Source organism: Nocardia arthritidis, from assembly GCF_011801145.1.
GTDB classification, from domain to species: domain Bacteria; phylum Actinomycetota; class Actinomycetes; order Mycobacteriales; family Mycobacteriaceae; genus Nocardia; species Nocardia arthritidis_A.
The window spans coordinates 6,759,233-6,781,459 of the sequence record NZ_CP046172.1; the positions used below are offsets into that span (position 1 = coordinate 6,759,233).

Annotated in this window: 19 protein-coding genes and 1 pseudogene; 7 read left to right on the forward strand and 13 right to left on the reverse strand. The window is 62.6% G+C overall.

All coding sequences use genetic code 11. The annotated features are described in order from the left end of the window. Positions 1–448: 448 nt before the first annotated feature. The gene (locus F5544_RS30625; protein WP_167476394.1) at positions 449–976 is read right to left on the reverse strand and encodes a hypothetical protein; all 528 of its coding nucleotides are present in this window, start codon (positions 974–976) and stop codon (positions 449–451) included. Positions 977–1,182: 206 nt separating this feature from the next. Here F5544_RS30625 and F5544_RS47150 point away from each other — a divergent pair, with 206 nt between their 5' ends. Both F5544_RS47150 and F5544_RS30630 read left to right on the forward strand, forming a co-directional pair. Then, entirely contained in the window at positions 1,183–1,317 is a 135-nt protein-coding gene (locus F5544_RS47150; protein WP_275106976.1) for a hypothetical protein, read from the forward strand. Continuing rightward, on the forward strand, positions 1,281–1,493 hold the full coding sequence (locus F5544_RS30630; RefSeq protein WP_167476395.1) for a hypothetical protein: 213 nt from the start codon (positions 1,281–1,283) through the stop codon (positions 1,491–1,493). Before F5544_RS47150 ends, F5544_RS30630 begins: the two co-directional genes overlap by 37 nt. A 126-nt stretch (positions 1,494–1,619) precedes the next feature. Here F5544_RS30630 and F5544_RS30635 read toward each other — a convergent pair whose 3' ends face one another. Further along, positions 1,620–2,891: a hypothetical protein gene (locus F5544_RS30635; protein WP_167476396.1), complete on the reverse strand. Its 1,272-nt coding sequence runs from the start codon at positions 2,889–2,891 to the stop codon at positions 1,620–1,622. Positions 2,892–3,099: 208 nt separating this feature from the next. Between F5544_RS30635 and F5544_RS47635 the strand changes: the two genes are divergently transcribed. Beyond that, on the forward strand, positions 3,100–3,540 hold the full coding sequence (locus tag F5544_RS47635; protein WP_428847188.1) for a hypothetical protein: 441 nt from the start codon (positions 3,100–3,102) through the stop codon (positions 3,538–3,540). A gap of 143 nt (positions 3,541–3,683) precedes the next feature. Further along, positions 3,684–4,169, forward strand: coding sequence for a hypothetical protein (locus F5544_RS30640; protein WP_167476397.1), 486 nt, complete (start codon positions 3,684–3,686; stop codon positions 4,167–4,169). 642 nt (positions 4,170–4,811) lie between these two features. Here the strand turns inward: F5544_RS30640 and F5544_RS30645 are convergent. From F5544_RS30645 to F5544_RS30655, 3 genes are all read right to left on the reverse strand, one after another. Further along, positions 4,812–5,678, reverse strand: coding sequence for a hypothetical protein (locus tag F5544_RS30645; RefSeq protein ID WP_167476398.1), 867 nt, complete (start codon positions 5,676–5,678; stop codon positions 4,812–4,814). Between the two features lie 542 nt (positions 5,679–6,220). Then, positions 6,221–7,015: a hypothetical protein gene (locus F5544_RS30650; protein ID WP_167476399.1), complete on the reverse strand. Its 795-nt coding sequence runs from the start codon at positions 7,013–7,015 to the stop codon at positions 6,221–6,223. A 273-nt stretch (positions 7,016–7,288) separates the two neighbouring features. Beyond that, a protein-coding gene (locus F5544_RS30655) for an IS3 family transposase (RefSeq protein WP_238847414.1) occupies positions 7,289–8,502 on the reverse strand; the annotation gives its coding sequence in 2 pieces (ribosomal slippage) (positions 7,289–8,271 and positions 8,271–8,502; 1,215 coding nt in all). A gap of 91 nt (positions 8,503–8,593) precedes the next feature. Here F5544_RS30655 and F5544_RS30660 point away from each other — a divergent pair. From F5544_RS30660 to F5544_RS30670, 3 genes are all read left to right on the forward strand, one after another. Continuing rightward, positions 8,594–9,016 (forward strand): cupin domain-containing protein, encoded by a 423-nt coding sequence (locus F5544_RS30660; protein ID WP_167476400.1) that lies wholly within the window; start codon positions 8,594–8,596, stop codon positions 9,014–9,016. Further along, positions 9,016–9,690, forward strand: a complete 675-nt coding sequence (locus F5544_RS30665; protein WP_167476390.1) for an HAD-IA family hydrolase — start codon at positions 9,016–9,018, stop codon at positions 9,688–9,690. Before F5544_RS30660 ends, F5544_RS30665 begins: the two co-directional genes overlap by 1 nt. 358 nt (positions 9,691–10,048) lie before the next feature. Continuing rightward, positions 10,049–10,285 carry a hypothetical protein gene (locus F5544_RS30670; RefSeq protein ID WP_167476401.1) on the forward strand — a complete coding sequence of 79 codons (237 nt, stop codon included), beginning with the start codon at positions 10,049–10,051 and terminating at the stop codon, positions 10,283–10,285. Positions 10,286–10,468: 183 nt separating this feature from the next. Here F5544_RS30670 and F5544_RS30675 read toward each other — a convergent pair. From F5544_RS30675 to F5544_RS30710, 8 genes and pseudogenes are all read right to left on the reverse strand, one after another. After that, positions 10,469–11,707: pseudogene (locus F5544_RS30675) on the reverse strand (AMP-binding protein); the annotation flags it as partial. Beyond that, positions 11,601–11,966, reverse strand: a complete 366-nt coding sequence (locus F5544_RS47640) for a hypothetical protein (RefSeq protein ID WP_428847080.1) — start codon at positions 11,964–11,966, stop codon at positions 11,601–11,603. The pseudogene F5544_RS30675 and the gene F5544_RS47640, both read right to left, overlap by 107 nt. A gap of 264 nt (positions 11,967–12,230) precedes the next feature. Continuing rightward, complete coding sequence (locus F5544_RS30685) at positions 12,231–12,722, reverse strand: metal-dependent hydrolase (RefSeq protein WP_203217380.1); 492 nt, start codon at positions 12,720–12,722, stop codon at positions 12,231–12,233. A 191-nt stretch (positions 12,723–12,913) separates the two neighbouring features. Beyond that, on the reverse strand, positions 12,914–13,504 hold the full coding sequence (locus tag F5544_RS30690; RefSeq protein ID WP_167476402.1) for a hypothetical protein: 591 nt from the start codon (positions 13,502–13,504) through the stop codon (positions 12,914–12,916). A gap of 33 nt (positions 13,505–13,537) precedes the next feature. Beyond that, positions 13,538–13,951, reverse strand: coding sequence for a DUF4913 domain-containing protein (locus F5544_RS30695; protein ID WP_167476403.1), 414 nt, complete (start codon positions 13,949–13,951; stop codon positions 13,538–13,540). Next, positions 13,948–15,792, reverse strand: a complete 1,845-nt coding sequence (locus F5544_RS30700; protein WP_167476404.1) for a type IV secretory system conjugative DNA transfer family protein — start codon at positions 15,790–15,792, stop codon at positions 13,948–13,950. The genes F5544_RS30695 and F5544_RS30700 overlap by 4 nt, the downstream gene beginning before the upstream one ends. Beyond that, positions 15,785–16,543: a hypothetical protein gene (locus F5544_RS30705; RefSeq protein ID WP_167476405.1), complete on the reverse strand. Its 759-nt coding sequence runs from the start codon at positions 16,541–16,543 to the stop codon at positions 15,785–15,787. The genes F5544_RS30700 and F5544_RS30705 overlap by 8 nt, the downstream gene beginning before the upstream one ends. A gap of 12 nt (positions 16,544–16,555) precedes the next feature. Further along, positions 16,556–22,192, reverse strand: coding sequence for a hypothetical protein (locus F5544_RS30710; protein WP_167476406.1), 5,637 nt, complete (start codon positions 22,190–22,192; stop codon positions 16,556–16,558). Positions 22,193–22,227 lie beyond the last annotated feature (35 nt).

A 22,227-nucleotide genomic window follows, 5' to 3' on the forward strand; every position in this document is an offset into this window, starting at 1 on the left:
TGAGCCAAGTCAGGCCCGGAACCAATGGACTGCCACGTTCCGCCCGCGTGGCTCGGATTGTTCACCGCTTCGCCCGGGGATAGTTCGGTCGCCGCGGCTCGGCTGCGCAAAACGCACGCTTCGTCTTATATGCCCGTATCATTCTTTTCCAGTTAGAAGTGTTCCGGGGTGCTTCCGCAAGCTCGGAACACGGTCGGAAAGAGGATCAGTGGTGGGGATCAAGCTCAAGCCGGGCACGTACTGCGTGTGATCGTCCGGTCGCGGCGCAGAAGAGCACGTCGCGATTCGGAATACACCATCCCCGAAAGCAGGCTCTACAGGAATAACAGTGGAAAGGCCGGGCAGGCCAGCAGCTACCGGCTACCCATAACCCCGTGGTCTGCGCGCCTGCGGCGCGCAGACACTGAATTCACGACCGTGGATCCGGGTTGAAGAATCAGGCTGAATCTCACACTCCCGCATGCCCTGTCGAGGACCCTTGCCAGATAGTGACTGTACAGTGACCGTCCTCACCCTTGATAGCGAAGGTGCCATCGTATATCAACATGTCCCAGGTTATTGTCCCGAGGAAATCGTCACCGTTGGAGTCGTCGGCCTCCATTATCTCGAATTCCATTTGTTGATGTTCATAGAGATATTGCACAGGAACGGCAACCGTCATCGACGTCGCGGTGCTCGGAGATTCCGGTACGACGCAGTTCGGAAAGTAGCCATTCAGGTCCTGGCACCACGGGTGGTAACGGAACGGATGAGCTTCGGCACTCCTGAATTCTTTATCGAGCAGGTAAGGCTCGGGATCGCCCTCCTCGCCCGGGTTGTGGATATTCTCAATTTTGAAAAAAAGTATCGCTTCCCGATCACGCGGGAATGGTATTGTCGTGTCGGGCGCTGCGGTGCCGGGTCCCATGGTCGTCACAATCGTCGCAGCGGCGGCTGCGGCAATCATTGCTAGGCGATTCATGAATCGTATGACCATTCGTTCTACCCTTTCTTCGATTATCTCTGACGGAGCCATCCAACGTGGCCCAGCGATGCGGGGACTGTCGAGCGGATCCACGTGCAGGTTATCCCGCCCGAGCTATCGACCACCATGTGTCGAGCGCACAAATTTATCCGCCACGGTGCACAAGGTGAAATGAAATAGAACTGTAGGAGATATCGGTTCGAATCCGATCCACGGCAATGAGGTTCGGCAAGCTGAAGGCCAACACCGCCGACTCGCTGGCCGCCAAATTCGACGCCACCGGCCCGCAATTGGAACAAATCCTGCTCCCACTGCAATGGACGTCGAAGGCCACCCCATCATCTCCGCCGTAACCTCCGAGCATGGCGGCGTCTACCAGATCAGCGCCTTCCTCAATGTCAACTCCACCAGCGCCCAGAATCCCCAAGGCGGCCTGACAACGGTGACCTACGCCGTGACCGTCGACCGCAATGCGGGATGGAAGATCACCGAAGTAGGCGGCCTGGACAGCACGCTGCCCCGCAAGTGACCGAACACAGCACCGACGAGCCGGGGCATGAGCGGGCGACTCGTCCGCAAGTCCTGTACAGCAGATCGGTCAGGTAGCCGCGGATCGAAGCTGTTTCGGCGGGAACTCACGGCGCTTTTTGAATTGTCAGTTCGACTGCGCCGGAACGACTTCGACTCCTCGTGCGGCTGAGGCCAACAGCTGCGGGATCGCGAAGAGAGGGCGGTGCTCGGTCACCTGGGCTTCGAACGGTTTGCTGCTCTCCGCGACCACCGCGGGCCAGTCGTCGCGGACCTGGCGCGGATACTTGGCCAGCAGTTCGGTGGAGATGTAGGACCAGCGGTCGTCGAGGACCGACCAGTTCCAATCTGGTAGCGGGAGCGTGAGTTTCATCGCCCGGCCGTCCGCGGCGGTGAACGGTAGGGACACCGGATGGAATTCGCGCGGGGCGATGACACCCGCCAGAGTCGGTGCGCCGATCACGGCCATCAAATAGGTGAACGCTTCACCGACATTGCCCTTGTAGGTGCGAACCCGATCCCAGTGCGCGCCAACCACTTCGGATTGTTCCCGGCGCATGAGCGCGGCATTGCCCGCCTCGATTCGGGCCGGTTCGCCGGACGCGATATCTGCCCAGGCGTTCATGATTGTGTCGCCGAACAGGCCCGCGGCCCGCATCTCCGCGACGGCGGGCAACCCGCCGGTGAGATAGGCCAGGTGCATCGGCGCCAGGTCGGCGAAGATGTTGCGCCACATCACCAACACCTCGGTGATCATGTATCGGATGTCGTCGAGCTTGATCGTGCGGCCACCGTCGACTAGCGCGGCCAATCCCCGTGGCAGCAGCGGCAGCGCCGCCGGGCCCGCGGCCCGCTCCACCGCGCCGTATACCGCCTGCGCCCCATCGGCCACCGCAGGCATGGTGTCGTACAGCGCGGTGCCGATATCGATCCCGAGCTGGCTGTCGAACATGGCGCCGGCCAGTGCGGCGCCCGCTTGGCCCGCCATACCCGCCCACTGCAATTCGCGGTGGGCCAGCTGCAGCTGCTCGTAGTAGCGGTAGGTGCTGATCATATTCTGTTTGTTGGCATTCATGCCGGCGCGCGGGTTCCAGCTCTGCAGCTGTACCCCGGCCTGTTCGGTGGCATCGGCAAGCCAGTACTGCAGCAGCAGAGCCGAGTAGCGGGCCGGCGGTACCCCGGCGTCGCGCACGTCGTGCAACAGGCGGCCGAGTTCGGCTTGGTCGTAAGGCAATTCGGGGTTGATACCACCGGGGCCGACGGAGCCGTCCCGATTCACCATGGGCAGGTCGAGGTAACGATCGGCGCCGGTGGCGCCCGCGGGCACGGCGGCGATGCCGATGCCGAGCAGCAGAGGCAGTATCAGCCCCATGGCGCGCGGAATTCTGCCGAGGCGCATACGAATCTATCCTTTCGCGGAACATCGATGGGTACGGCCGAGTCGTCCGTCGCGCGCTTTGTGTGCGGCCGGGGAGTCGATGCGAAGAATAGGGTTTGCCGAATGGTATTGGCGAGCTGATCAACCTGACCGTCAACCGAGTTGAGTTGGGCTGCAACGATAGTTCCGGCCCGGGCGTGGTCGGCGAAGCTGGTGCGGGCCAGCCGATCTGACGGCCGGGTTCGGCCGCGACGCCGCCCACGCCGAATGGTTCTACGGGTTCCGGCTCGGCCTGCGCACCGATCTGGGCAGCCGGATCGTGCGGGCGTGGGAGACCACCCTCGCCGCCGTGGACGAACGCGTTGTCGCGGCCGACCTGCTCGATGGCGACTGGCACCCAGTCCGGCTGCTGTGCGACCGCGGGTTCACCGGCCGCGCCTTCACCGCCAGCCAGGCCGAACGCGGCACCCGGATCGTGCTGGCCCCGAGCCGCACACCCAACGCCATACCCAACCGCCAGCCCGGCTGCACGCGATCGCGGTGCTGCGCAACAGGATCGAGACCACCAACGGCGAAATCACCGAAACCTCGGGCTGGCCCACCACCGCGCCCGCACCTTCTGGGGACTGCTGACCCGCACCGCAGCCACCCTCTGCGCCCACGCAAGTAGAACAACCCCGGCCCGACATGTTGTCTTACCGTCTGCCCCGTTGGCTCTCACGGTGCAGCATACGATTCGGGTTGCAATCTGCATGGTCGTTGGCGACGAATACCCGCTCGGAGAGATAAACCCCTGTCCATGGAAGGGCTCACATGGGATCGACTGACCAGATCAAGAAGCTTGCTGTTTGTGTGGCGCTGACGGGTGGTGTGCTGGCGGGTGCGTCGCCAGCGGTCGGTAATGCCGCTCCCGCGTGCAAGAACCTCGACGCCAGCGCCTACTACGGCATCTGGCAGGGCCAAGCCACCGCCGGGAATCTCACTCTCCTACTGAAACTCGACTTCACGAGTAGTGGCGTCCAAGTCCAGCAGTCGGATAGCGAGGATAGCGTACGATTTAAAGGGCACGGCAAATTCCAGGTAAACGCCAACGGGGTGTTACAGAATTTCACCGCCACCGGGGTTAAAATCGCTGTTTCTGTCGTCACCGACTCGTTCACATCGAAATACACTGTCGACAGCGTGACCTGTGACGCGGAAGGCAAACCCGCCGATATCAAAGTCACCTCCACCAATCTCCGGCATAAGCCGGATACCTTCGACCTGAAGGTTGCACCGGAGGCCGAGGACGAGGACTAGGAATTGCCCTTGTAGAGGGTAGGGGTGCCACCCATGCTCGACACGCCGTATAGCACGTCACCCTGTCGACGGTATCGTGTCCGTGTCGTCACCCACTCTCGGCGACACCGCATGAAGGCTCCGCACGGACACCCCCTGCGCCGTGCACAAGCAGTCCGGGCGGAGCCCACTGGGACGGCGACACCAGCCAGTTCCTTCACCCAAACGAGTGAGTGTTGCCTCGAGACACCATTTGCCATCAGCCTAAGCCATCTGACTGATTTATGGTCAACAGATTCAGCTAGCATCTAAATGCTGCCGATCCACGTTAATGATTCATCACAACACCCTCGACCTTGTCGGCTGGTGGAACAATCATTTCGTTGTGTTGTCCGACGGGAAGCTGCTGCTCGATCTGATCCTGCCGATTGTCCATCGGCCTCCCCGGAAGCATTCAGTTCGTTCCTTCCCCATCGCGTTCCAATGAGCTTACGTTTGTGCCCCGACAATCGGCGCTCGTCCCACTGCACGCCGCAGGAGACCGACGAATCCAGCCTGGGGCACCGACGCGACGGCATGGAAGTGACCACGGAACTGAGCATCTGGGGGCCATACGCCGTTGACTCAGGGACACTCTTGTCGGGGAATCCCGCTGCTGGGGTTCTATCTGGCGAGCTGGTTCAGCAGCGTCAGGAACTCGTCGGTGGGTTGCAGTTCGAAAGATTCGTTGGCTGGTTGGACGTGGACAGCCAGCTCGATATGGCCGTCATTCCACCGGTACAGGTGCGGACTGGTCGGCCACGGATCGTTCGCGAAGTGGTGCGTCGCCAGCGAGGCGAGGATCTGCCCTGCCTCGAGCACGTCGATATCGTCGATCGGGGCGGCGTAAATGCTGAGTTCGGCGGGAACGGCGAATAGCGCACCGGCACGGCCGATGACATCGGGATAGTCGCCGAGCCACAGCGCATGCGCGCTGGTGTAGTCGTTGCCTTGGAGCAGAAACCAGGGCGGGGCATCCTCAGGGAAGTCGGCCAGCTCGACCTGCAGCGGCCCATCGGTACGCGTGTTCCGCTCACCGAGCGCGAACAGATCGCGTTCATCGATGTCCCAGCTCGCCAGCAGCTGATAGGTCACCGGCGAGATGGTGTGCACACCGTCGAGCACCACACGCTGGGTCAGTCCAGGAGCAAGCTGTCGGCACACGCACGCGACTTGATCATGAGTGCTGTCGGGATACAGCCGGGTGCGCACCAGTGTCCGCACCTCGGCGAACTCCATCGCCTCCAGCGGTTCGGTATCGGCGACCTCGTCGTGGCTCAGCCCGGTGCCGAGGTGGTCGGCGACCAGTGCCGCCCAGTCCCGCGGTGGCGCGGCGGCGATTTCGCGTACCAAGTTCTCCAGGTAGTAGACCGTGGCCCCGGTCGGGCCGGTCACCGTCACCTCACCCTCGGCGGTCACCTGCGCGGCGTGACCGCCCAATTCGGCTGCGGTGCAGAACAATTCCATGACCTGCCTGCGAATGTCGCTCATCGCCCGTCCCTCCCGATTGTCGACGCAGGCTGGAATCGGACCGGCCTGCCGGACCTGAGCGTAGAAGAGCACCCCGACACAATCGCGGGTTGGAGAGCCCTGCGGCAGTGCCCGACTCCCACTGTCACTGCTACATCAGGTAATTCGCCTGGTAAACCCGAAATCTGCGATGAAACACCCGTGCGCGGAACATATTCCGGGAACCGCTCCCAGCGTGCGAACCTGACGGAAGGTGAGAACTACTGGCTCGGGACACCATCCGGGCCCGAACGGTGAAGGTCCGGTGGGCGGGTGGTGCAGTAGTCCCCGCCGCCCTGCGATATCACGCCCGCGCGACTTCAACAGGGCCCGTCGAACTTATGGTCACCCGCTGAAACACGACTTTGCCGGAACCTTTGTAGCGAATGGGATGCTCCACACGAATTCCGGTACGGGCACCCGATCACGAAAGGTATGTCCGGAAAAGGGTTCGCTGGCCTTCGGATTACCGCGAAGCGCCCCGGGCTGACGGTAGGCCGGGGCGCTCCACTCGGCCGATCGGACTATGAGGAGATATCGAACAGCTGTATTTCGCTCCTTTCCGTACTGCCGATGTTGAAGAGCGACGTCACTTTCCAGTTGGCCAGGCGTAATTCCAGCTTCTCGCCGGGTGCCAGTTGCCCGGACACCTCGATCCGACCCTTGCTACGCGGGTTGTCGGAGTTGCACTCGATTTCCGAGGACTGCTTCCACGACTCGCTCGTGCCGCCGTACTCCAGCCACACGGTGTTGCGGACGGTGTTGCGGTCGGAGTGCCAGCCGTCGGCGGACAGCTCACCGGCTACGGTGTACGCACCCTTGCCGTCCCACGTCAATTCGCCATCGAACCCCAGTATAGAATCCTCGTCACGGGTGACGTTGAACGTCACGCGGGTTTTCCTGTGCCCGCTCGGCGATATATCGAACGTCTGCTTGTCGCTGTAGTGCGTATAGCCTTCTGTAGTGCCCAGACGCAGTTCCAGCTTCTCGTTGGGCGCGATTTTCCCAGACATCTCGATATGAGATTCTTCGCCGTTGCACTCTATTTCGTTGGACTTCTTCCACGACTCGGTCTCGCCGCCGTGTTCCATCCACAGGGTGGCATTACGTTGAGGCGAGTAACACAAGAGATTTCCATCAACGGAGTATCCGCCGTTGCCATCCCATTTCAATTGACCCGTGAAGAACTTCATACCCCGGCCACTGACGGAAAATTCCACCTTGGTCTGCGAATCCGCATGCGCGACGGCGGTGGGAATACCGAATAGGCACGTCATCGTGGCCAAAGCAGTGATGACAGAAGCGCTGACACGTTTCATAACTCAAAATCCTCCATGACACCAAATACGATGCCGCGCAAACACTATCATCCACGCTCATCGACTGGCAGGTCGTCAAACACTTACTTCAGATGGAACTTTAGGCATGGCGCGCAGCGAGAGACAACAGTTGATATATAATTTGTGCGAAGCGCACATGATTGCCGAATCCCCTTGGACGGCCCCGCACAAGGGGCCTTCGGTTATCAACTCGTCGCGCATAGGCACGGCCGTTCTGTCACGATCTTGAATCCCCCCGGTGAGTCCGGAGACTTACTGGTGTGACAGCTCAGCAGGTTGCTGGGCTGGGTTCTGAGCGTAGTAGGCGGTCTCCATCTGGGCGGGTGGCATGTCCCCGCAGTGCTGGTAGAGGCGCCGGTGGTTGAACCAGTCCACCCATTCAGCGGTGGCCAACTCGACGTGATCCACGGTGCGCCACGGTGCCCGCGGTTTGATCAACTCGGTTTTATAGAGGCCGTTGATCGTTTCGGCGAGTGCGTTGTCGAAGCTCGATCCCACCGCTCCTACGCTGGGCTGGATCCCGGCTTCGGCAAGCCGTTCGGTGAATTTCACCGACGTGTATTGCGATCCTCGATCATTATGGTGCACAACATCTTTCACGTTCCAGCCCTCGCGTTCACGAGTCCAGATGGCATGCTCGATCGCGTCGAGCACCAACGCGGCGGTCATCGACGTGGATGTGCGCCAGCCGATAACGCGCCGCGCATAGGCGTCCACGACGAATGCCACATACACCCACCCCGACCACGTCGACACATAGGTGATGTCGGCAACCCATAGCCGGTTCGGCGCCGCCGGAGCGAACTTACGCTGCACTAGATCCGCCGGCCGCTGCGCGTTCGGGTCCGGGATCGTGGTGCGTTTGACCTTGCCGCGCATCGCGCCTCGTAACCCGAGCCGGCGCATGAGCCGCTCCACCGTGCAGCGCGCCACCGGGATGTCTTCCCGGTTCAATTGCAGCCACACCTTTCTCGCGCCATACACGCCGAAATTCTCGCGGTGCACACGCCTTATCTCCACGGCCAGTTCCTCGTCACGCAGCTGCTGCTTGGTGACGGTGCGACGGCGGTGTTCGTAATAGGTCGACGGGGCGACTTTCACGCCGAGCTCTGTGAGCCCGGCGCAGATAGACTCGATGCCCCACCGCAGGCCGTCGGCATCACGGCGGCCCTGGTGTTCGGTGATGAACCGGATTATCAGCGTTGTGGCCGGTCTATCTCGGCCGCGAAGAAAGCCGACGCCGCTTTCAGAATTGCGTTGGCGCGCTTGAGTTCTGCGTTCTCACGCCGCAGCCGTTTCAGCTCCTCGGACTCCCCGGTCGTCACCCCCGAGCGAGCACCGGTATCGACCTCACTTTGACGCACCCACCCACGAACCGTCTCCGGATGACCCACACCCAACAACTCGGCGACCGCCCGCATCGCCGCCCACTCCGACCCATGCTGATCACGGATCTCACCAAACATCCGCACGGCCCGCTCACGCAGCTCGTCCGGGTACTTCCTCCTCGACACGACTCCATCCTTCCCAAGAGATGAAGTCTCCGGACTCACCGGGGTGGCTCAACCTGTCATCACGCACGTTGCACTGACCAAGACGGTGGCCAAGCATTGGGGTGAGGAGCGTTGGCTCGTCACCGAAGGGGCGCCGTTCGGATTCAAGGTGATTCACTTGACGGCGGGTCACCGGACCAGCCTGCAATATCATCGGCGCAAAGAAGAGGCGAATCTTATCCTGCGCGGTTCGGGGACTCTCTACTATGCGCCATCTCCGGATGAGCCGTTGCTGCAACGCCCGCTCGTCGTCGGTGAAATCGTCCACGTGCGACCAGGTACGGTGCACCGGATCGAGGCGGACACCGACATCACCCTGGTCGAGGTCTCGACCCCAGAGCTCGACGATGTGATCAGGCTGGCCGATGACCAGAACCGTGCCGACGGCCGCATCGATGCCGAACACGAGACCGGGAGCGCGTCCTGATGACGCTGATCCAGCTCGGACTCCCCGACCACACCACACTCACCTGCGCTGCTGTCTTGTTCGACATGGACGGCGTGCTGGTCGACTCCGCAGCCGTCATCGAACAGAATCTTCGTGGCTGGGCCGGCGAACATGGCCTCGACGCTGATCATGTGATCGCAGTGTGCCCTGGCCGCACCCTCGCCGAACTCGTCGCGGAGGTCGCGCCCTTCCTCGATGCCCGAGCCGAAGCGCAGCGCCTGCTCGAGCAGGACATCAGCAATACCGACAGGCTCACTGCCTGCCCTGGAGCGGAGCATCTGATTCGCCAACTCCCCGAATCCGTTTGGGCTGTGGTCACTTCCGGCCACTACCCCGTCGCCGTCACCAGGCTGACCCACACACGACTCCCGATCCCTGATGTCCTGATCACCGCCGACGACGTCAGCACGGGAAAACCGGCGCCGGAAGGTTACCTGACCGCAGCGTCGAGACTCGGCGTCGAACCCCGAGACTGCGTCGTGATAGAAGATGCGCCCGCAGGACTGCACGCGGCCAAAGCCGCCGGTATGCGAGCCATCGCCATCGCCGGTCGCGAAGGCGGGCCATTTGCACCCTACGATCATCGCATCGAATCGTTGTCCTCGATCAAAGTCCTGCACATCGACACCACCCCCACCGTTCCCGAGCGATGACAGCGATCAACCAGAAAACGTTATCCGACGCGTAAGCGCATACCCAGGGCGCCGAAAGATAACGTTTCCGAAATCACAAAGGCGACCCGGCTCATATCCTGGGTGGAGCGCAACTCGGCTACGCCGTCGCCCGCGCCTACGCCGGACATACCGAGCCAGACAGCCGTACCGGACAAACAGCCACCTACATCCGCGCCAGCATCCAAGAGGTCGCCCAGGCACTATCTCCGCAATGACGGGAATCCCACACCCGCTCGCAGCGTAGTCGCGCGCTACCGCGAGGCCCACAATGTACGGGCCATGCTCACCGTGCCCATCCACCTTCGGGCTCATAAACTCCGCGAAGCAGGGCGCGCCGGTGGGGGCCCTCAACAGGAGACATCTCCCCAGCCTCGACGGCGTTGCCGAACAGGTAGCCATATCGTGCCAGCGGGTTCCCATTCATCCGCTCGGCAATCGCGGTGGCCGCCTCACCGACCCGGCGGTGGTAATCCGCAAGCTGCTGCTCCTGCAGGCGATGCCGCCTTGCTCGCTCCTCCTCGTCTATGCCCTCGTCGTAGGGTCGGGCGCGGTGTTTGACGAGGCCAAGCGCTGAGGGCTAGCCTCCCTCACATGGACACTTTCTCAGTGTCCAGCGGTACTGAAAACGTGCCCCATTCCCTGATGGCGCACCATTTCACGGGTCTAGAACCCTTATTCAGGGGTTCTAGTGCCACTAGAGCACACTTCGAACATCGCATTGACACAAATGTTCCGCCGTAAAGCTTGGCACATACGGTCACACCCGCTCGCGCAGTTGCCGCTTGAGCACCTTTCCCGCCCCCGATACCGGAAGCGCAGCAACGAATCCGATCGTACGCGGCACCTTGTACCCGGCAATCAGGGTTCGACAGTGGGTCCGCAACGCCTCCTCGGAGATCTGCTGTCCGGGCCGCGTGACCACGACGGCATGCACCCGTTCACCCCACTGTTCGTCGGACATTCCGATCACGGCGACGGCCGCCACGGCCGGGTGCGCGGCGAGGGCGTTCTCGACCTCGACGCAGTACACGTTCTCACCACCGGTGATGATCATGTCCTTGATCCTGTCGACGACGAAGACGTAGCCTTCGGCGTCCATGCGACCGGCATCGCCGGTGTGCATCCAGCCGCCGGCGAGCGCTTCGGCGGATTCGGTTGCGCGGGCCCAGTATCCAAGCATGGCATTGTCGCCGCGCACGATGATCTGTCCGATCTCGCCGCGCGGCAGCTCACGGTCTTGCGCGTCGACGATGCGGATCTCGGTATGGGCGGCGGCCCGGCCTGCCGACCGCAGTAGTTCCGGGCGCTCGTGATCGTCGGGGGTCAGCAGGGTGGCGGTCGGCGAGAGCTCGATCATGCCGTAGGCCTGGGTGAAGCGGGCGGTGGGCAGGGCCTTGCGCGCTCGGACAAGTACCGATTCGGTGATCGGCGAGGCGCCGTACGCGAGTTTGCGGAGGCTGGAGGTGTCGTAGCCGTCGAGTTCCGGGTGATCGATGAGCATCTGGATCATGGTCGGCACCAGGATGGTGTCGGTCACGCCGAATGCCTGGATCGCGTCGAGGACCGCGCTGGGCGTGAACGCTGGAATGATGACATGCGTTGTCTCGGCGAGGTTTCCGGCGGACCACAGCGCGAAGTCGGCGACGTGGAACATGGGGGCCGCGTGCAAAAGCCGCCCGTGCGGCGTGACCAGCACCCCGGCACCGAACGCACCGAAGGCGGAGGCCAGCACGTTCGTGTGGCTGAGCATGACGCCCTTGGGGTGTCCGGTCGTACCGCCGGTATAGAAGACGCCGAAGAGCGTGTCACCACCGGTGCGCGTGTCCTCGATCGGTTCGGCGCCGGCGAGGAGTTCTTCGTAGCCGAGCATCCCGTCGGGGACCGTGCCGTCACCGATGAAGACGACGGTCGTCAGCTCGGGGTAGGCCGCGCGGATGGGTTCGACGGCCGCGGCGAAGGCGTCGTCGACCAGCAGCACGGTGGTTGCCGAAGATCGTGAACAGCGCGTCGGGCCGCTGCTGGACGCCGCGGTGCAGGGATTGGGTGAGATACATCGATATCCTCGAATCAGTGCGACGCGTAGCGCGCAGATCGTCCACGAAGTCGACCGACTTCGGCGCCTTGTAGTAGGCGACCCGATCGCGGACGTAACAGATCAACCCGGCCGCCATTTCCGGAGACCCGCTGTGCCGTGGTTCCAGCTGGATCACCGTCTTGACCTGCTCGCCTATTTCGGCGTCTGGGACAGCGATCACCGCGGCCTCGGCGACAGCCGGATGCAGGGCTTATAGTCGGTGAGGTACAGGCATCCGTCCACGTCGAGATATCCGCGCACGGCGTGGCCGACCGATCCGGGATGCGCCTGCCACTGGTCGCTGTCGATATTGCAGTGCCGGGCTTTTCGTTGGCATTCGAGCAGGACGATCCCGAAATGTGGTGCGGGAGAGGTGGTCTCGAAACAGATCGCTCAGTGTTCGGCCGCGCGTGCCGCCGGTGAGGTCGCCAGGTATTGCAGCGCCTTATCCAGCGGGCCCATGGACGAGGGGTGGAAGTTGCGCTTCAGGTAGGGCGGGACCTCGGTCACGAAGAACTTCCAGTCGGGGACCAGGCCCTTTCGCATGGCACCGACGAGTTGCACCGGCCACGGTTTCCACCAGCGCCGGGTCGGGTCCTGCCGGTAGAGGCCGGTCGAGGACGAGGAGGAAGGTCCCCAGCAGGCCGATGCTGCCCAGCAGAACGGTCCGCAGTCGGCGGAGGTAGCCGCCGTCGACGTGCTCGAAGACGTCGAAGAGCACATTGCGGTGCTCGACCTCTTCGGCGCCGTGCCAGCGCAGCAGATCCAGCATCATTGGGTGTATTCCCGACTGTTCGAGGCCCTCCGAATCGAGAAACCACTGCCCGACGATCGCGGTGAAGTGCTCCATGCCGGCGTAGAGGGCCAGCCGCTCGAACAGCCATTCCTCTTTCGCGCGGCCGGTGAGGCCGTGGTCGCCGAAGACGACCCGCAGCATGTGTTCCACGTGGCCGGATGCAATGGGCCGGGATCCGGAACCGGGGTGTCGCCGTGCACCAACTCCTTCATCGCGACCCCCCGCACCCGATGCAGCCGAACGACCGCGACATTGCGGCCCTGAAGATTGCCATGCGCCGACAGTACGCTGTTACATCTCTCATATCAATGTATCTGCGACCGGACCCTGCACTACCGCAGAAGTGATAGATCTGGGTCATTCAGAAAGTCGTCGAGTGACCGGAGTCGCCACACCGCGTAGACCGCCAGGATCGGCGCTGCCGGTCCATAGAGGAGGATCGGCTCTTCGATGTCGAATCCGATAACTACGGTGTTGCCGTCCAAGTCGATTTCGAGCCGGTCGACGAGATCCCAGTAGAAATCGACGACATGCCCATCGGCACAGCTTCGGAGAAGTAGGCGCTGATCGGTACATGCGATGTCAGCCGAGCAGTGGCCTTCCCAATCGTCTCCGGCGATATAGGAATGCGCGACGCCCAGAACGACACGTACGTCGATCTGCTCACTCGGCCCGAGGTTGAATGGTGCTGCATCTCTAGGAGTTAGCGTGGTGCCCTTCGCCAGTTGGGTGTACAACAAGGACGCGTCGGCGCGCAGATGTGCGGTTTGTGCTGCAGCCCAGTCGGTTCCCCCGGCCAACTCATTCAACGGGCCTTCGCTGCTCGTATTATGCGCACGGCGGCGAAGTATCGAGGTCGCACGCCGCAGCATGCGGTGCGGCAGCCAGGACAGGCCGTCCTCGGCGGCTTGGTCGGAGTACATATTCGCAGCGTATGCGCCCTGCCTAGTCATCTGCTACCGCCCTGCGGCCGGCCGATTCGTTCTTCTGTTGACGGCCGATCGGTCCCACCAGCCCGCCGGAACAGGCTCGACGTCGAGCCCGCCGCGATCGACGTGTTGTTCCTGGCTGCACAGCGCCATCGGACCATGCTCGCTGTCGAGGACGACGCGAAGATGCGGTTCGCAGTGGTTGAGCCACCAGTGGCTCATCGCGTTGGCGTCGGTGGCGCCGGCTGCGACGGCCGCTTCCCAGGACCGCCAGAGGGCATTGAGCCGGAGAACGACTTCTGGGTGAGCCCACCAGCGGGGGCACCAGCGCTTGCCTGGTTGTCCCGGTTTGCCCCAGAGGCGGCGGTTGATTGCGGGTGCGAACCAGGACTCGACCCAGTCCACTACGTTCGGGTACCGCGGTTGGGGCTGGCCGGTCATTCCGGTGCCTCCCTCCAGTCAGGCGCGGATCGGTACTCGGACTGTTCCACCGGGTCAATTCCCTTGAGTGCCGGTCGTTTTGCACCGAACGGCTCGATCCCGTGCGAGATGAGACTGTCGTTGATCGCCGCGCGGTGCTCGGAATCCCACCACCAGATCTTGTTGACGAGGATTGGCTTGTGGTGGGGGAAGCGGATGATCGCTCGTTGTTTCGGTAGGGCGGCGAGGTCGTCGACGGTGAGGATCTCTTCGGTGCGCCAGCTCAGTGAGCGGCTTCGGCCGCGTGGTCCGGCGGCGATCGATTCGGTGAGGGTGGAAACATCGTGGCCGCCAATAAGTTTCGAGAGGTCTCCCAAGTATTCGGTGTCGGCGACGTTGCCGCCGTATATCTGCACGCTCTGGTCGAGCATCTCTGCCATTGGTCCTGGCCCCCATACACGTTCGCCCTGCTTGCGCGACTGGAGGAAGGTCAGGGGGATGATCCCTCGGCCGCCGAAATGGCTGTATTGAGAGGGTAATTCGGGAAGTTTGCAGATGTTCGCGACTTCATCGAGTACGGCAATGAGCGGAATCAGAAGGCGGCCACCGTGTTTTGTTGATTCGGCGACTGCTGCGTCGAGGACTTGGCCGACCAGTGCCGTCGTCAGGGCGGCTGCGGAGTCGGCGCCCTCCATCGAGAGTGCGTAGAGGGTGTCGCGGCTGGTGACGAACTGGACAGGGTCGAACACCGGCAGATTGTGTATGTATGTTCCTGGCTCCGTGCGGATGTCACGCCCGCCAGTGAGTACGAAGCGGCGTCGACGAGGCGGCAGCGCCATGCGGGCGTAGTCGTCGTCGGACAGCACGTCCAGGAACCGTCGCGCCATATCCAGGAGTCCATCGCGCTGGCGGGGATGGAGGTCGCGTGCCTCGCCGATCCGGGCTGCGGCACGAAGTTTGCCTGCGGACTGCAGTATTCGGTCCGCCGTCTCATCGAGAGGGTTGCCGAGCCACTCCAGAACGTGGACCAAGTCGCCGCCAGCGATCGCGCTGGCCAGCATGTATAGGGCGAGGAGTTCTTTGGCGCCGCCGTCGAAGTAACTGTCGACTCGCGAGTCGATAGGAGTGGATGCCGCGACGAAGAAGGATGCCAGTCGGCGAGCGTGTCGGAGTTGCGAGACGTGGGCCAGAGGGTTCCACCAGAATTCGATTCGTTCGGCGCCGGTGACGCCCTGGGGGTCTGCGAGCCAGGTTCGAGCGCCGTTGCTGCGGCGCGGTAGGTCGGTGTGCGCCCAGACATCGGCTTTGTTGCTTGTTGCGATGCATGGTCCTGGTGCGTCGAGGATTGCGCGGATCGCGTAGGCGGCGGATTTTCCGGTTCGGGTTCCGGCGATTACCGTGCAGACCATCTCCCAGACGAGGTAGACCGGTCTGTGTCCAGATATGGTGTACCCCAACAACATTCCGCGGTTACTGCCATCGTGCACCTCCGGTCCGCTGGTTTTGTCGACGCCGATCAGTTCTCGCGGGGATTGCATTGTCCGCGCGGCGATGTCGACACCGCAGCCCGTCCGGCTGCTCCACTTTCGCCAGGCTGCTGCAGAACCCACCGCTGCGAGAACAGCGGCGAGTGCGAGCAGGACCATGGTCGACTCGCGCGGCCACTCGACTGGATCGCCGGATAGCGCTCGATGGACGGGATTCACCGTAATGGGTAAACCGGCTGCCCACTGACCAATTGCCAACGCTGCCCAGCTCGCCAAAATCATTGCGGCGCAAATCAAAGCTGCCCACGCGAATGCATCTGCACCCAACGAGGTTCCGGTCTGTCCGCCCGGGCGGCGCCGACGGATTTCAGTCATCCCCGCACCACTCGTTGAGTGTGGGATCGACGTACGCGGCAGTTTCGCTGAGATCTTCGGCGACCTCGCTTGGTTCGTCGAAGCGTGCACCAGACAGGGCATCGGGTGTCAGCTCCCCTCCGTCGGGGAATGCTGCCGTCACAAGATCCTCTGTGACATCGACGTCGAGATACGTTGCGGCGCCGGTGTTCTCGTTGCTGACGCTCACGTTTTGATACTGTTCCGGCTCGACGAGCACCTGCCCCTCGAACTCGTTGCTGGTCTCAGTACGTTCGCTTGAACGGGAGGTGGATGGCTCCGTGCCAGCCGGATCATCCTTACCGACCGCCGCCTCCTCGTAAGGCGATGTGTCGATGCCCGCATCGCTGAGGTAGCCGGTCCATTCAGCGTGAGCGGCGGGTTCGAGCCTGCGGACCGCGTCGTACGCGGCCATCCGAGCCTCGCCAGCGCGCCGCTCCAACTGCGCCAGCTGCTGACGCAGTTGCGGCACCTCAAGCACATCCTGATGCTTTTGTAATTCCCGGCGTAGGCGCAGAGCCTCCAACCGCCGCTGTTGTTTTCGATCCTGCGCTCGCTCGCGAAACTCCAGTTGTCGTGCTTGCCGTTCCCGGCCCTGTTCGGCTCGGTCGGCTGCACGAACGGCCGCTTCGACCGCGACCTGGTGGAGCTGCGCGAGCGCCGTCAACGCCTGAAGCAGTTTGGACGCGGCGGTTCCGCTCTCGCGAACAGCATCGTCGACTTCGCCCGACATCGCGGTCACCTCCTACAGGCTTGGGCCGGTGTCGCAACCGGGGTCGGCATCCTTGGATGCTTCGTTGGACGTGGCTATCCAGTCGGCTCGGAGGCTCACACCGCCCGATGGTTCGGTCATCTGTATCAGGGAATTCGGCGGTCCTGTCGCCTCCGCCGAAGCCGGCAAGGGGCCGCTCCGTCCAACCTCCGGGTTCGGAGATCTTCCGCTTTCAGCTGCCCCACCATGTACAGCAGGTCGAACTGCGGGCTCAGAAGATATTGCGCGACAGTATGTTTCATGCGCGGCCTGCTTCGCGGCCACCCGCACCGCATCCACGGCCGCAGATCGGTTCGCCGCCAACTCTCGATACGTCTCGATTGCAGTCATCCCGGTCTGAGTGAAAGCCGCTCGCGCGCTCAGGGCGTCCAGACCATGTTGAGTGTCGTCGATCGCCATCAGCAGTTCCCGGACGCGTGGATCCGCACCAGTGGTTGCTATGTCGAGATCAACGCGGCTGCGCCGCAGATCGCCGTACCACCACCGATAGTCGACGTTGCGACGTTCCCGCGCGGCATGCGCCTGGTGAACGGCCGATTCGGCGGCAGTCGCTTCTACGAAACCCCGGCTACGCGTGCGTATATAACGCTCCACGGTTTCTTCCGCGAATTGGAAGTGCTGTCGTTCGAGTGACTCGGCACCACGGATCAGAGCATCGTGTCGGGCATCGAGTTGTGCTGAATTCCAACCGGTTACGTAGATCGCCGGGGGCAGGATGTCCGGCGATTCGTAGCCGTGCCAGCGTAAAGACCGGACAATCGCCTCCCTATCGCGTTGTTCGGCGACGGCGAGTACATGCTGGCTGCCGTGCCGTCCGCCGTCCTCCCTTATCACGATCTCTTCTGGGTCGTCGACGTACTGCTCGCAGATCCCCAGGATCGGCGCGAGCACTGGCAGAACTTGCCCCGCTGGCCGACTCGTCAGGTCGGCATGGCTCATGGTGAAGTCTCTGTCCACCGTGGCAGCCTGGAGCGCCTTAAGGTGATCGAGCTGGGCCTGATACTCGGATAGTTCGCTGCGGACCCAGTCGGGTATTTCGACGGCTCGGCAGTCATGTCCGTGTGCCGTCGGTGCGGTCAGATGTTCGCAGACGTCACGGACGTCGGAGACAGCTCGGTCGAAGTGCAGCTCCTCCGATACTCGTAGCCCGGTTTCGGATACCCGACCGCGTTGTGTCACAGCCCATTTGCCGTAATCACGGCCGACTGTGACGAGTATCTGTGGCTCCTGAGGGTCATAGAAGTGGACGGTGAAGATGTCCAGCAGTGCGGTCCAGTACTCATGTTCGAGCACCGCTGAAGGGACAACGGCCAACGTCGCCTCTGCCCGCAGTCTGTCCGCGATCGGCTTGACGGCGCCATCCCCATCAGATTCGAATAAGTCGGAGTTGTAAGTCAGTCCATCGGCAACCGAACTGGCCGATTCCGGTTGGCGCAGCGATCCTCGTGCGGCAGTCCGGCCGGCATCGATGCCCCGGTTCGCCGCAGTCTCGATGACGTTCTCGCTCACGCCGAGTACCCGAGCGGTGTCCTCGAGATCCCGTAGGTGTTCGAGCAGTCCCGGTGCTTCCAACCGGGCGAATTCGCGAGCGGTGTCGTATATCGCGGTGAGCGCCTGATTCCGCTCGCGATGTGTTCGGGCGGAACTCAGCTGCTCCCAATCGGTCACCGCAAGATCGGATTCGATTTGGAATGTTCGCTTGCGCTGCTCGTCGGCCGCCGCCCCGAACCTGCTGGTGTCCACCGCTTCTCGGATCTGCTGGCGCAGGTCATCCAAGTGGATAAGGAGATAGAGTCGCAATCCGGCCAGTCGATCGTCGGCCAGTCGGACCGCGGTGGACTCGTAATCCGTGAATAGGGCTGTGAGACTGTGGTTCTCACCCATCCGAACGTCCAGAGCTTCATTCAACAAGTCCAGTCGCTGGGCTACCTCCTGCCCACTTCCTTTTATATCTGACAGCGGCAGGTCGGCGTTGCCGATCGGATTAGCACGGTTCACCTCTGCGCAGATGATCACGGTTGACGTCTCGTCGATGTTGTCGCGCAACCACTTACGGGCATCACGATCGCAGAGGAATGCTTCGACACGTTCGACGGTTACGTCGCCTCGTTCATCGAGTTCAGCGATGCGGGCCCGATATGGCAGGGCACCGTCCCGGTCCGGAGTGGCCGCGGCGTCGCGGGCCGCACGGCTCAATGTGTCGAGTTCGTCCTGGATAGCTCCAAGCCGTGCACGTGCGTATTCGGGCACCTCGATCGGGTCCAGATGCTCACCGCTGCGGCCGAATTCAGCACTGTATGGCGCTCCGATCTCCAGGTCGCTGAGCAATTCGGCCACACGCGCTGCATGGCCTTCGGCTACCGAGCCGACTCGGCGCTCACCACCAGGGACAGTGGCGTTGCGCCGATACTCGTAAACCGCCCATTCACCGTGGTGCAAGACGACTTCGAGTACACGATCGCTATCCGCTGGATCGGTGAACCGCACGCGTTCACCAGCATTTCGCGCGGCTTCGAATCGCGCCTGTGCCACCTCAGCCGGATCGGTCGACGTCTCGCAGGTTTCTGCACGGCGGCCGTCTGTCGGCAGGACATCTGGAGCCAATCTCGCCAGTCGGGCAATGCGTTCGTCGAAGTAGTTGAGATGGTCGCGGATTCGGTTCGGCACCGGAACCGGGGGCCAGCGGCGTATCCCGCTCGCCTCCTCCGAGAGGACACCCCGCGACAGATCGCCCATCAGGTCACCGGCACGCCGGTAGCGCGTTGTCGTTCCGACGATCTGATAGCCCTCATCGTCACGAATGCCGTCGAAGGCCGCCCACCCGCCAGCAGCCCATCCGATCGTGACGATTCGCTCGGGCTGACGGGTATCGGCAAATTCCATATCCCAGGGCCGATTGCACAGCAGAGCCAGTTCTGCTGCGGCATTTTCCACGTCGAGAACGACAGAATCAGGGACCGGTTCGGCGAATCCTCGGCGCTTGATGGCTTCGATGTGGTGGGGCCGAACACCAGCCGCGAGGGCCGCCTGTTCGGCCTGCCAGTAACGCTGTTGGATCCTCCTCGGTGCCTCGGCGAGGCTGCGCCGCGTCACGGTGCTGGCGGCGGCATGGCACACGGCCTCTACTTCAGCCAACCTTTCGGCCTGCTCCGCCGTTAAGTCGATTTCGCCGATGACCTTGGCGAACTCATCGAAATGTGTTTGCGCCCAGCTCGATTCGTTCATCAGCCGGTCGACCCGAATGCTGATCTCATTACGGATACCGGAGGCGTCGCCGAGGACACGAGCTAGTTCTGTGCGCAATGCCAGCAAAGTGTCTTCTGTCTCGGCGAGATCAGGATCTCCCACGCGCAGAACCGAGCCTTCCGCGCGGTCGATGGCGCTCTCCACGACCTCGACGTAGTCGGCGACGGCCGGAGCCAAAACCGCTGTCTCCAAGGAGATTACGCTCGGCAGGAACTTCAGGGCCCCGCGATTCTCAGCGGGCTGGTTCAGATAGCGGATGTAATGGTCCGGCGTGCGTCCATCAATAATTTCTTGCAGGTCGCCGTCGCCCAAGCGGGAAACGGTACGCAAGCGAGCTTCGTAGGGACCGTTGTGCTGCTCAGCCAACGTCATCAACCATGCATGCGCACTCTGTTTATCGGCGAACCGGGCCGTGAGCGGAACCTGTAACAGCTCCGGCAGATCGGGAGCCACCGCCTGAGCGAACGCCACAGCATGACCAGGCGGAGCGAAATCCGGTTCCTCGGAATTAATTTCGACCGTTGCAGTCCAGTAAGCGCACCGCACAATGGATTCGATCGCCGCGGCCTCAAGGCCTTCGGTGGCCGCTTCGGCCCGCAACGCCCGATAGCGATCTGTCAGCGCGTCGATATCGGCTCTTTCATCTGGGTAGTCGTGGGCATGTAGTCCCTGACGAGATGCGTGGATCGTCAGTTCGACCGCCGCCAGCGCCAGTTGCTCGCCCACGTCATCGACTGGCGGCACCTCGGTGCCGAGCTCGGTCAGCATCCGCTCCCAATGTGCGCGCGCAAGGTCACCGCGGGGCACGACCTTTGCAATCTGCTGCGCGACCCATGCGTCCTCACCGACCAGATTAGGTGCCGTCAACATGGAAAGGATCTGCTCGCGTATGGCATTTAGCTCGGCGTCGAATTCCTCGATGACCTCGAACGATCCGGTTTCGGCCAATTCGATGAGGCGCCAGGCGTACTTGGTGGTCAGTCCATGCAGCAATGCCGTATCGAGCGGCTGATGATCGGTGAAGCCAGCATTGGAATGCCGTATATCTAGCCGGAACGGCCCGTCCTCGGAGAACGCGGGAGTCGCGTGCGCGATATCGACGGGTCCGATGCCCAATTCGAGTGCCGCTGTAAACTTGGCCGCCATCTGCTCGACGAGATACTCTGCGATCGGATCCAGCGCAGGGCCACGTGGCCCATAACTACGGAGCTCGGCGGCAGCCTGGTCGAGCGCTTCGATGGCCTCACGCTGATCGGCATCCAATGCGAGCGGCTGCTCCGCGCTGTCGCTGATCCACTTCTGGCGGGTAGCCGTCACCCGCACCAAGGCCCGGGTGAGATCGACAGAGCTTTCGTAGTCGGACAGCGTGCCGATGGCGTCACTGGACAGTTGGATCGGCGGGTAGGTGTCCACCTCGACGCCCAGCTTGGTCAGTGCAGGGCCTGATTCGAGAGCATCGGTCAGGCCGGAGAGCCTTTCCGCCGCAGCGAGATCACCCAGATAGATCCGCTCACCGGTCACCGGGTCGCGAGCGACTGCGGCGGCGCGCCAACCGTTTTGGCCACCTGCAACTTCCACCAGCTGGCCATCACGCGTAGGCACTATTACCGATACGCCGGTGTCCAGTAGCTCACTGAGCTGTCTGCGGTAGCGGAACGCCAAGTCGATGTCGTCATGCCCGCGAGCTCGGTCAGTCGCCTGTCCTTCGCCGGATGTTGCCGAATCATCTACTTCTGCAATGGGATTCAATACCGCGAAGTAGCCCTCGCACTTCAGCACGTTCAGCACGCGCTCAGCAGCGGCGGCAGTATCGCGTGGATCGCCACTACCAGAACCGTCGCGCATCCGGCCGATCCGATCGTCAATGGTGGTCAGATGGTCCAGAACATCAATGTGCCGACTGATCGCAGCATGGTTGCCGAACTCGGCGATGGCGACGCGAAGTTGGCCGGTCCGCACCCACGCCTCGAATGCGAAACCGCAGCTCGGGTCTACCGCGAATGCGCGAGCCCAGGCGTAGTCCAGACAAAGTTGCTTCAGGGCAGCGGCGTCAGCCATCACACTGCCTGTGAATTGCGGCTCGGTGTCGACCGCCACGGCGAGTAGGTGTAGGTCATTGCGGACGATCGACCGTGCAGCGTCCGTCTCGCGATACAGCACCCGCATTCGGCCGGAATGAGGGTCGAACGCGCTCAGCGAAGCGTCGATCTGCCCGGATCCATTGCGTACCTTATCCATTAACCACAGCCGCGCGCTGCGCTCGCAGTCGAACCACGCTCGGGTGGGGTACTGCTCATCGTGTTCGCGATAGGCAGCATGGTAGGGCGTCGGTAGCGACTCTGCGGAGACATTTCTCGTGTTCATGATTACTGCCCGCCGTCGTCGCGAAGGATGTGGCG

Excerpts from the sequence above, each read along its gene's own strand:
- F5544_RS30625 (WP_167476394.1), bottom strand. The coding sequence starts at position 976 with ATGGTCATACGATTCATGAATCGCCTAGCAATGATTGCCGCAGCCGCC.
- F5544_RS47150 (WP_275106976.1), top strand. The coding sequence starts at position 1,183 with ATGAGGTTCGGCAAGCTGAAGGCCAACACCGCCGACTCGCTGGCCGCC.
- F5544_RS30630 (WP_167476395.1), top strand. The coding sequence starts at position 1,281 with ATGGACGTCGAAGGCCACCCCATCATCTCCGCCGTAACCTCCGAGCAT.
- F5544_RS30635 (WP_167476396.1), bottom strand. The coding sequence starts at position 2,891 with ATGCGCCTCGGCAGAATTCCGCGCGCCATGGGGCTGATACTGCCTCTG.
- F5544_RS30640 (WP_167476397.1), top strand. The coding sequence starts at position 3,684 with ATGGGATCGACTGACCAGATCAAGAAGCTTGCTGTTTGTGTGGCGCTG.
- F5544_RS30645 (WP_167476398.1), bottom strand. The coding sequence starts at position 5,678 with ATGAGCGACATTCGCAGGCAGGTCATGGAATTGTTCTGCACCGCAGCC.
- F5544_RS30650 (WP_167476399.1), bottom strand. The coding sequence starts at position 7,015 with ATGAAACGTGTCAGCGCTTCTGTCATCACTGCTTTGGCCACGATGACG.
- F5544_RS30665 (WP_167476390.1), top strand. The coding sequence starts at position 9,016 with ATGACGCTGATCCAGCTCGGACTCCCCGACCACACCACACTCACCTGC.
- F5544_RS30685 (WP_203217380.1), bottom strand. The coding sequence starts at position 12,722 with ATGCTGCGGGTCGTCTTCGGCGACCACGGCCTCACCGGCCGCGCGAAA.
- F5544_RS30690 (WP_167476402.1), bottom strand. The coding sequence starts at position 13,504 with ATGTACTCCGACCAAGCCGCCGAGGACGGCCTGTCCTGGCTGCCGCAC.
- F5544_RS30695 (WP_167476403.1), bottom strand. The coding sequence starts at position 13,951 with ATGACCGGCCAGCCCCAACCGCGGTACCCGAACGTAGTGGACTGGGTC.
- F5544_RS30700 (WP_167476404.1), bottom strand. The coding sequence starts at position 15,792 with ATGACTGAAATCCGTCGGCGCCGCCCGGGCGGACAGACCGGAACCTCG.
- F5544_RS30705 (WP_167476405.1), bottom strand. The coding sequence starts at position 16,543 with ATGTCGGGCGAAGTCGACGATGCTGTTCGCGAGAGCGGAACCGCCGCG.
- F5544_RS30710 (WP_167476406.1), bottom strand. The coding sequence starts at position 22,192 with ATGAACACGAGAAATGTCTCCGCAGAGTCGCTACCGACGCCCTACCAT.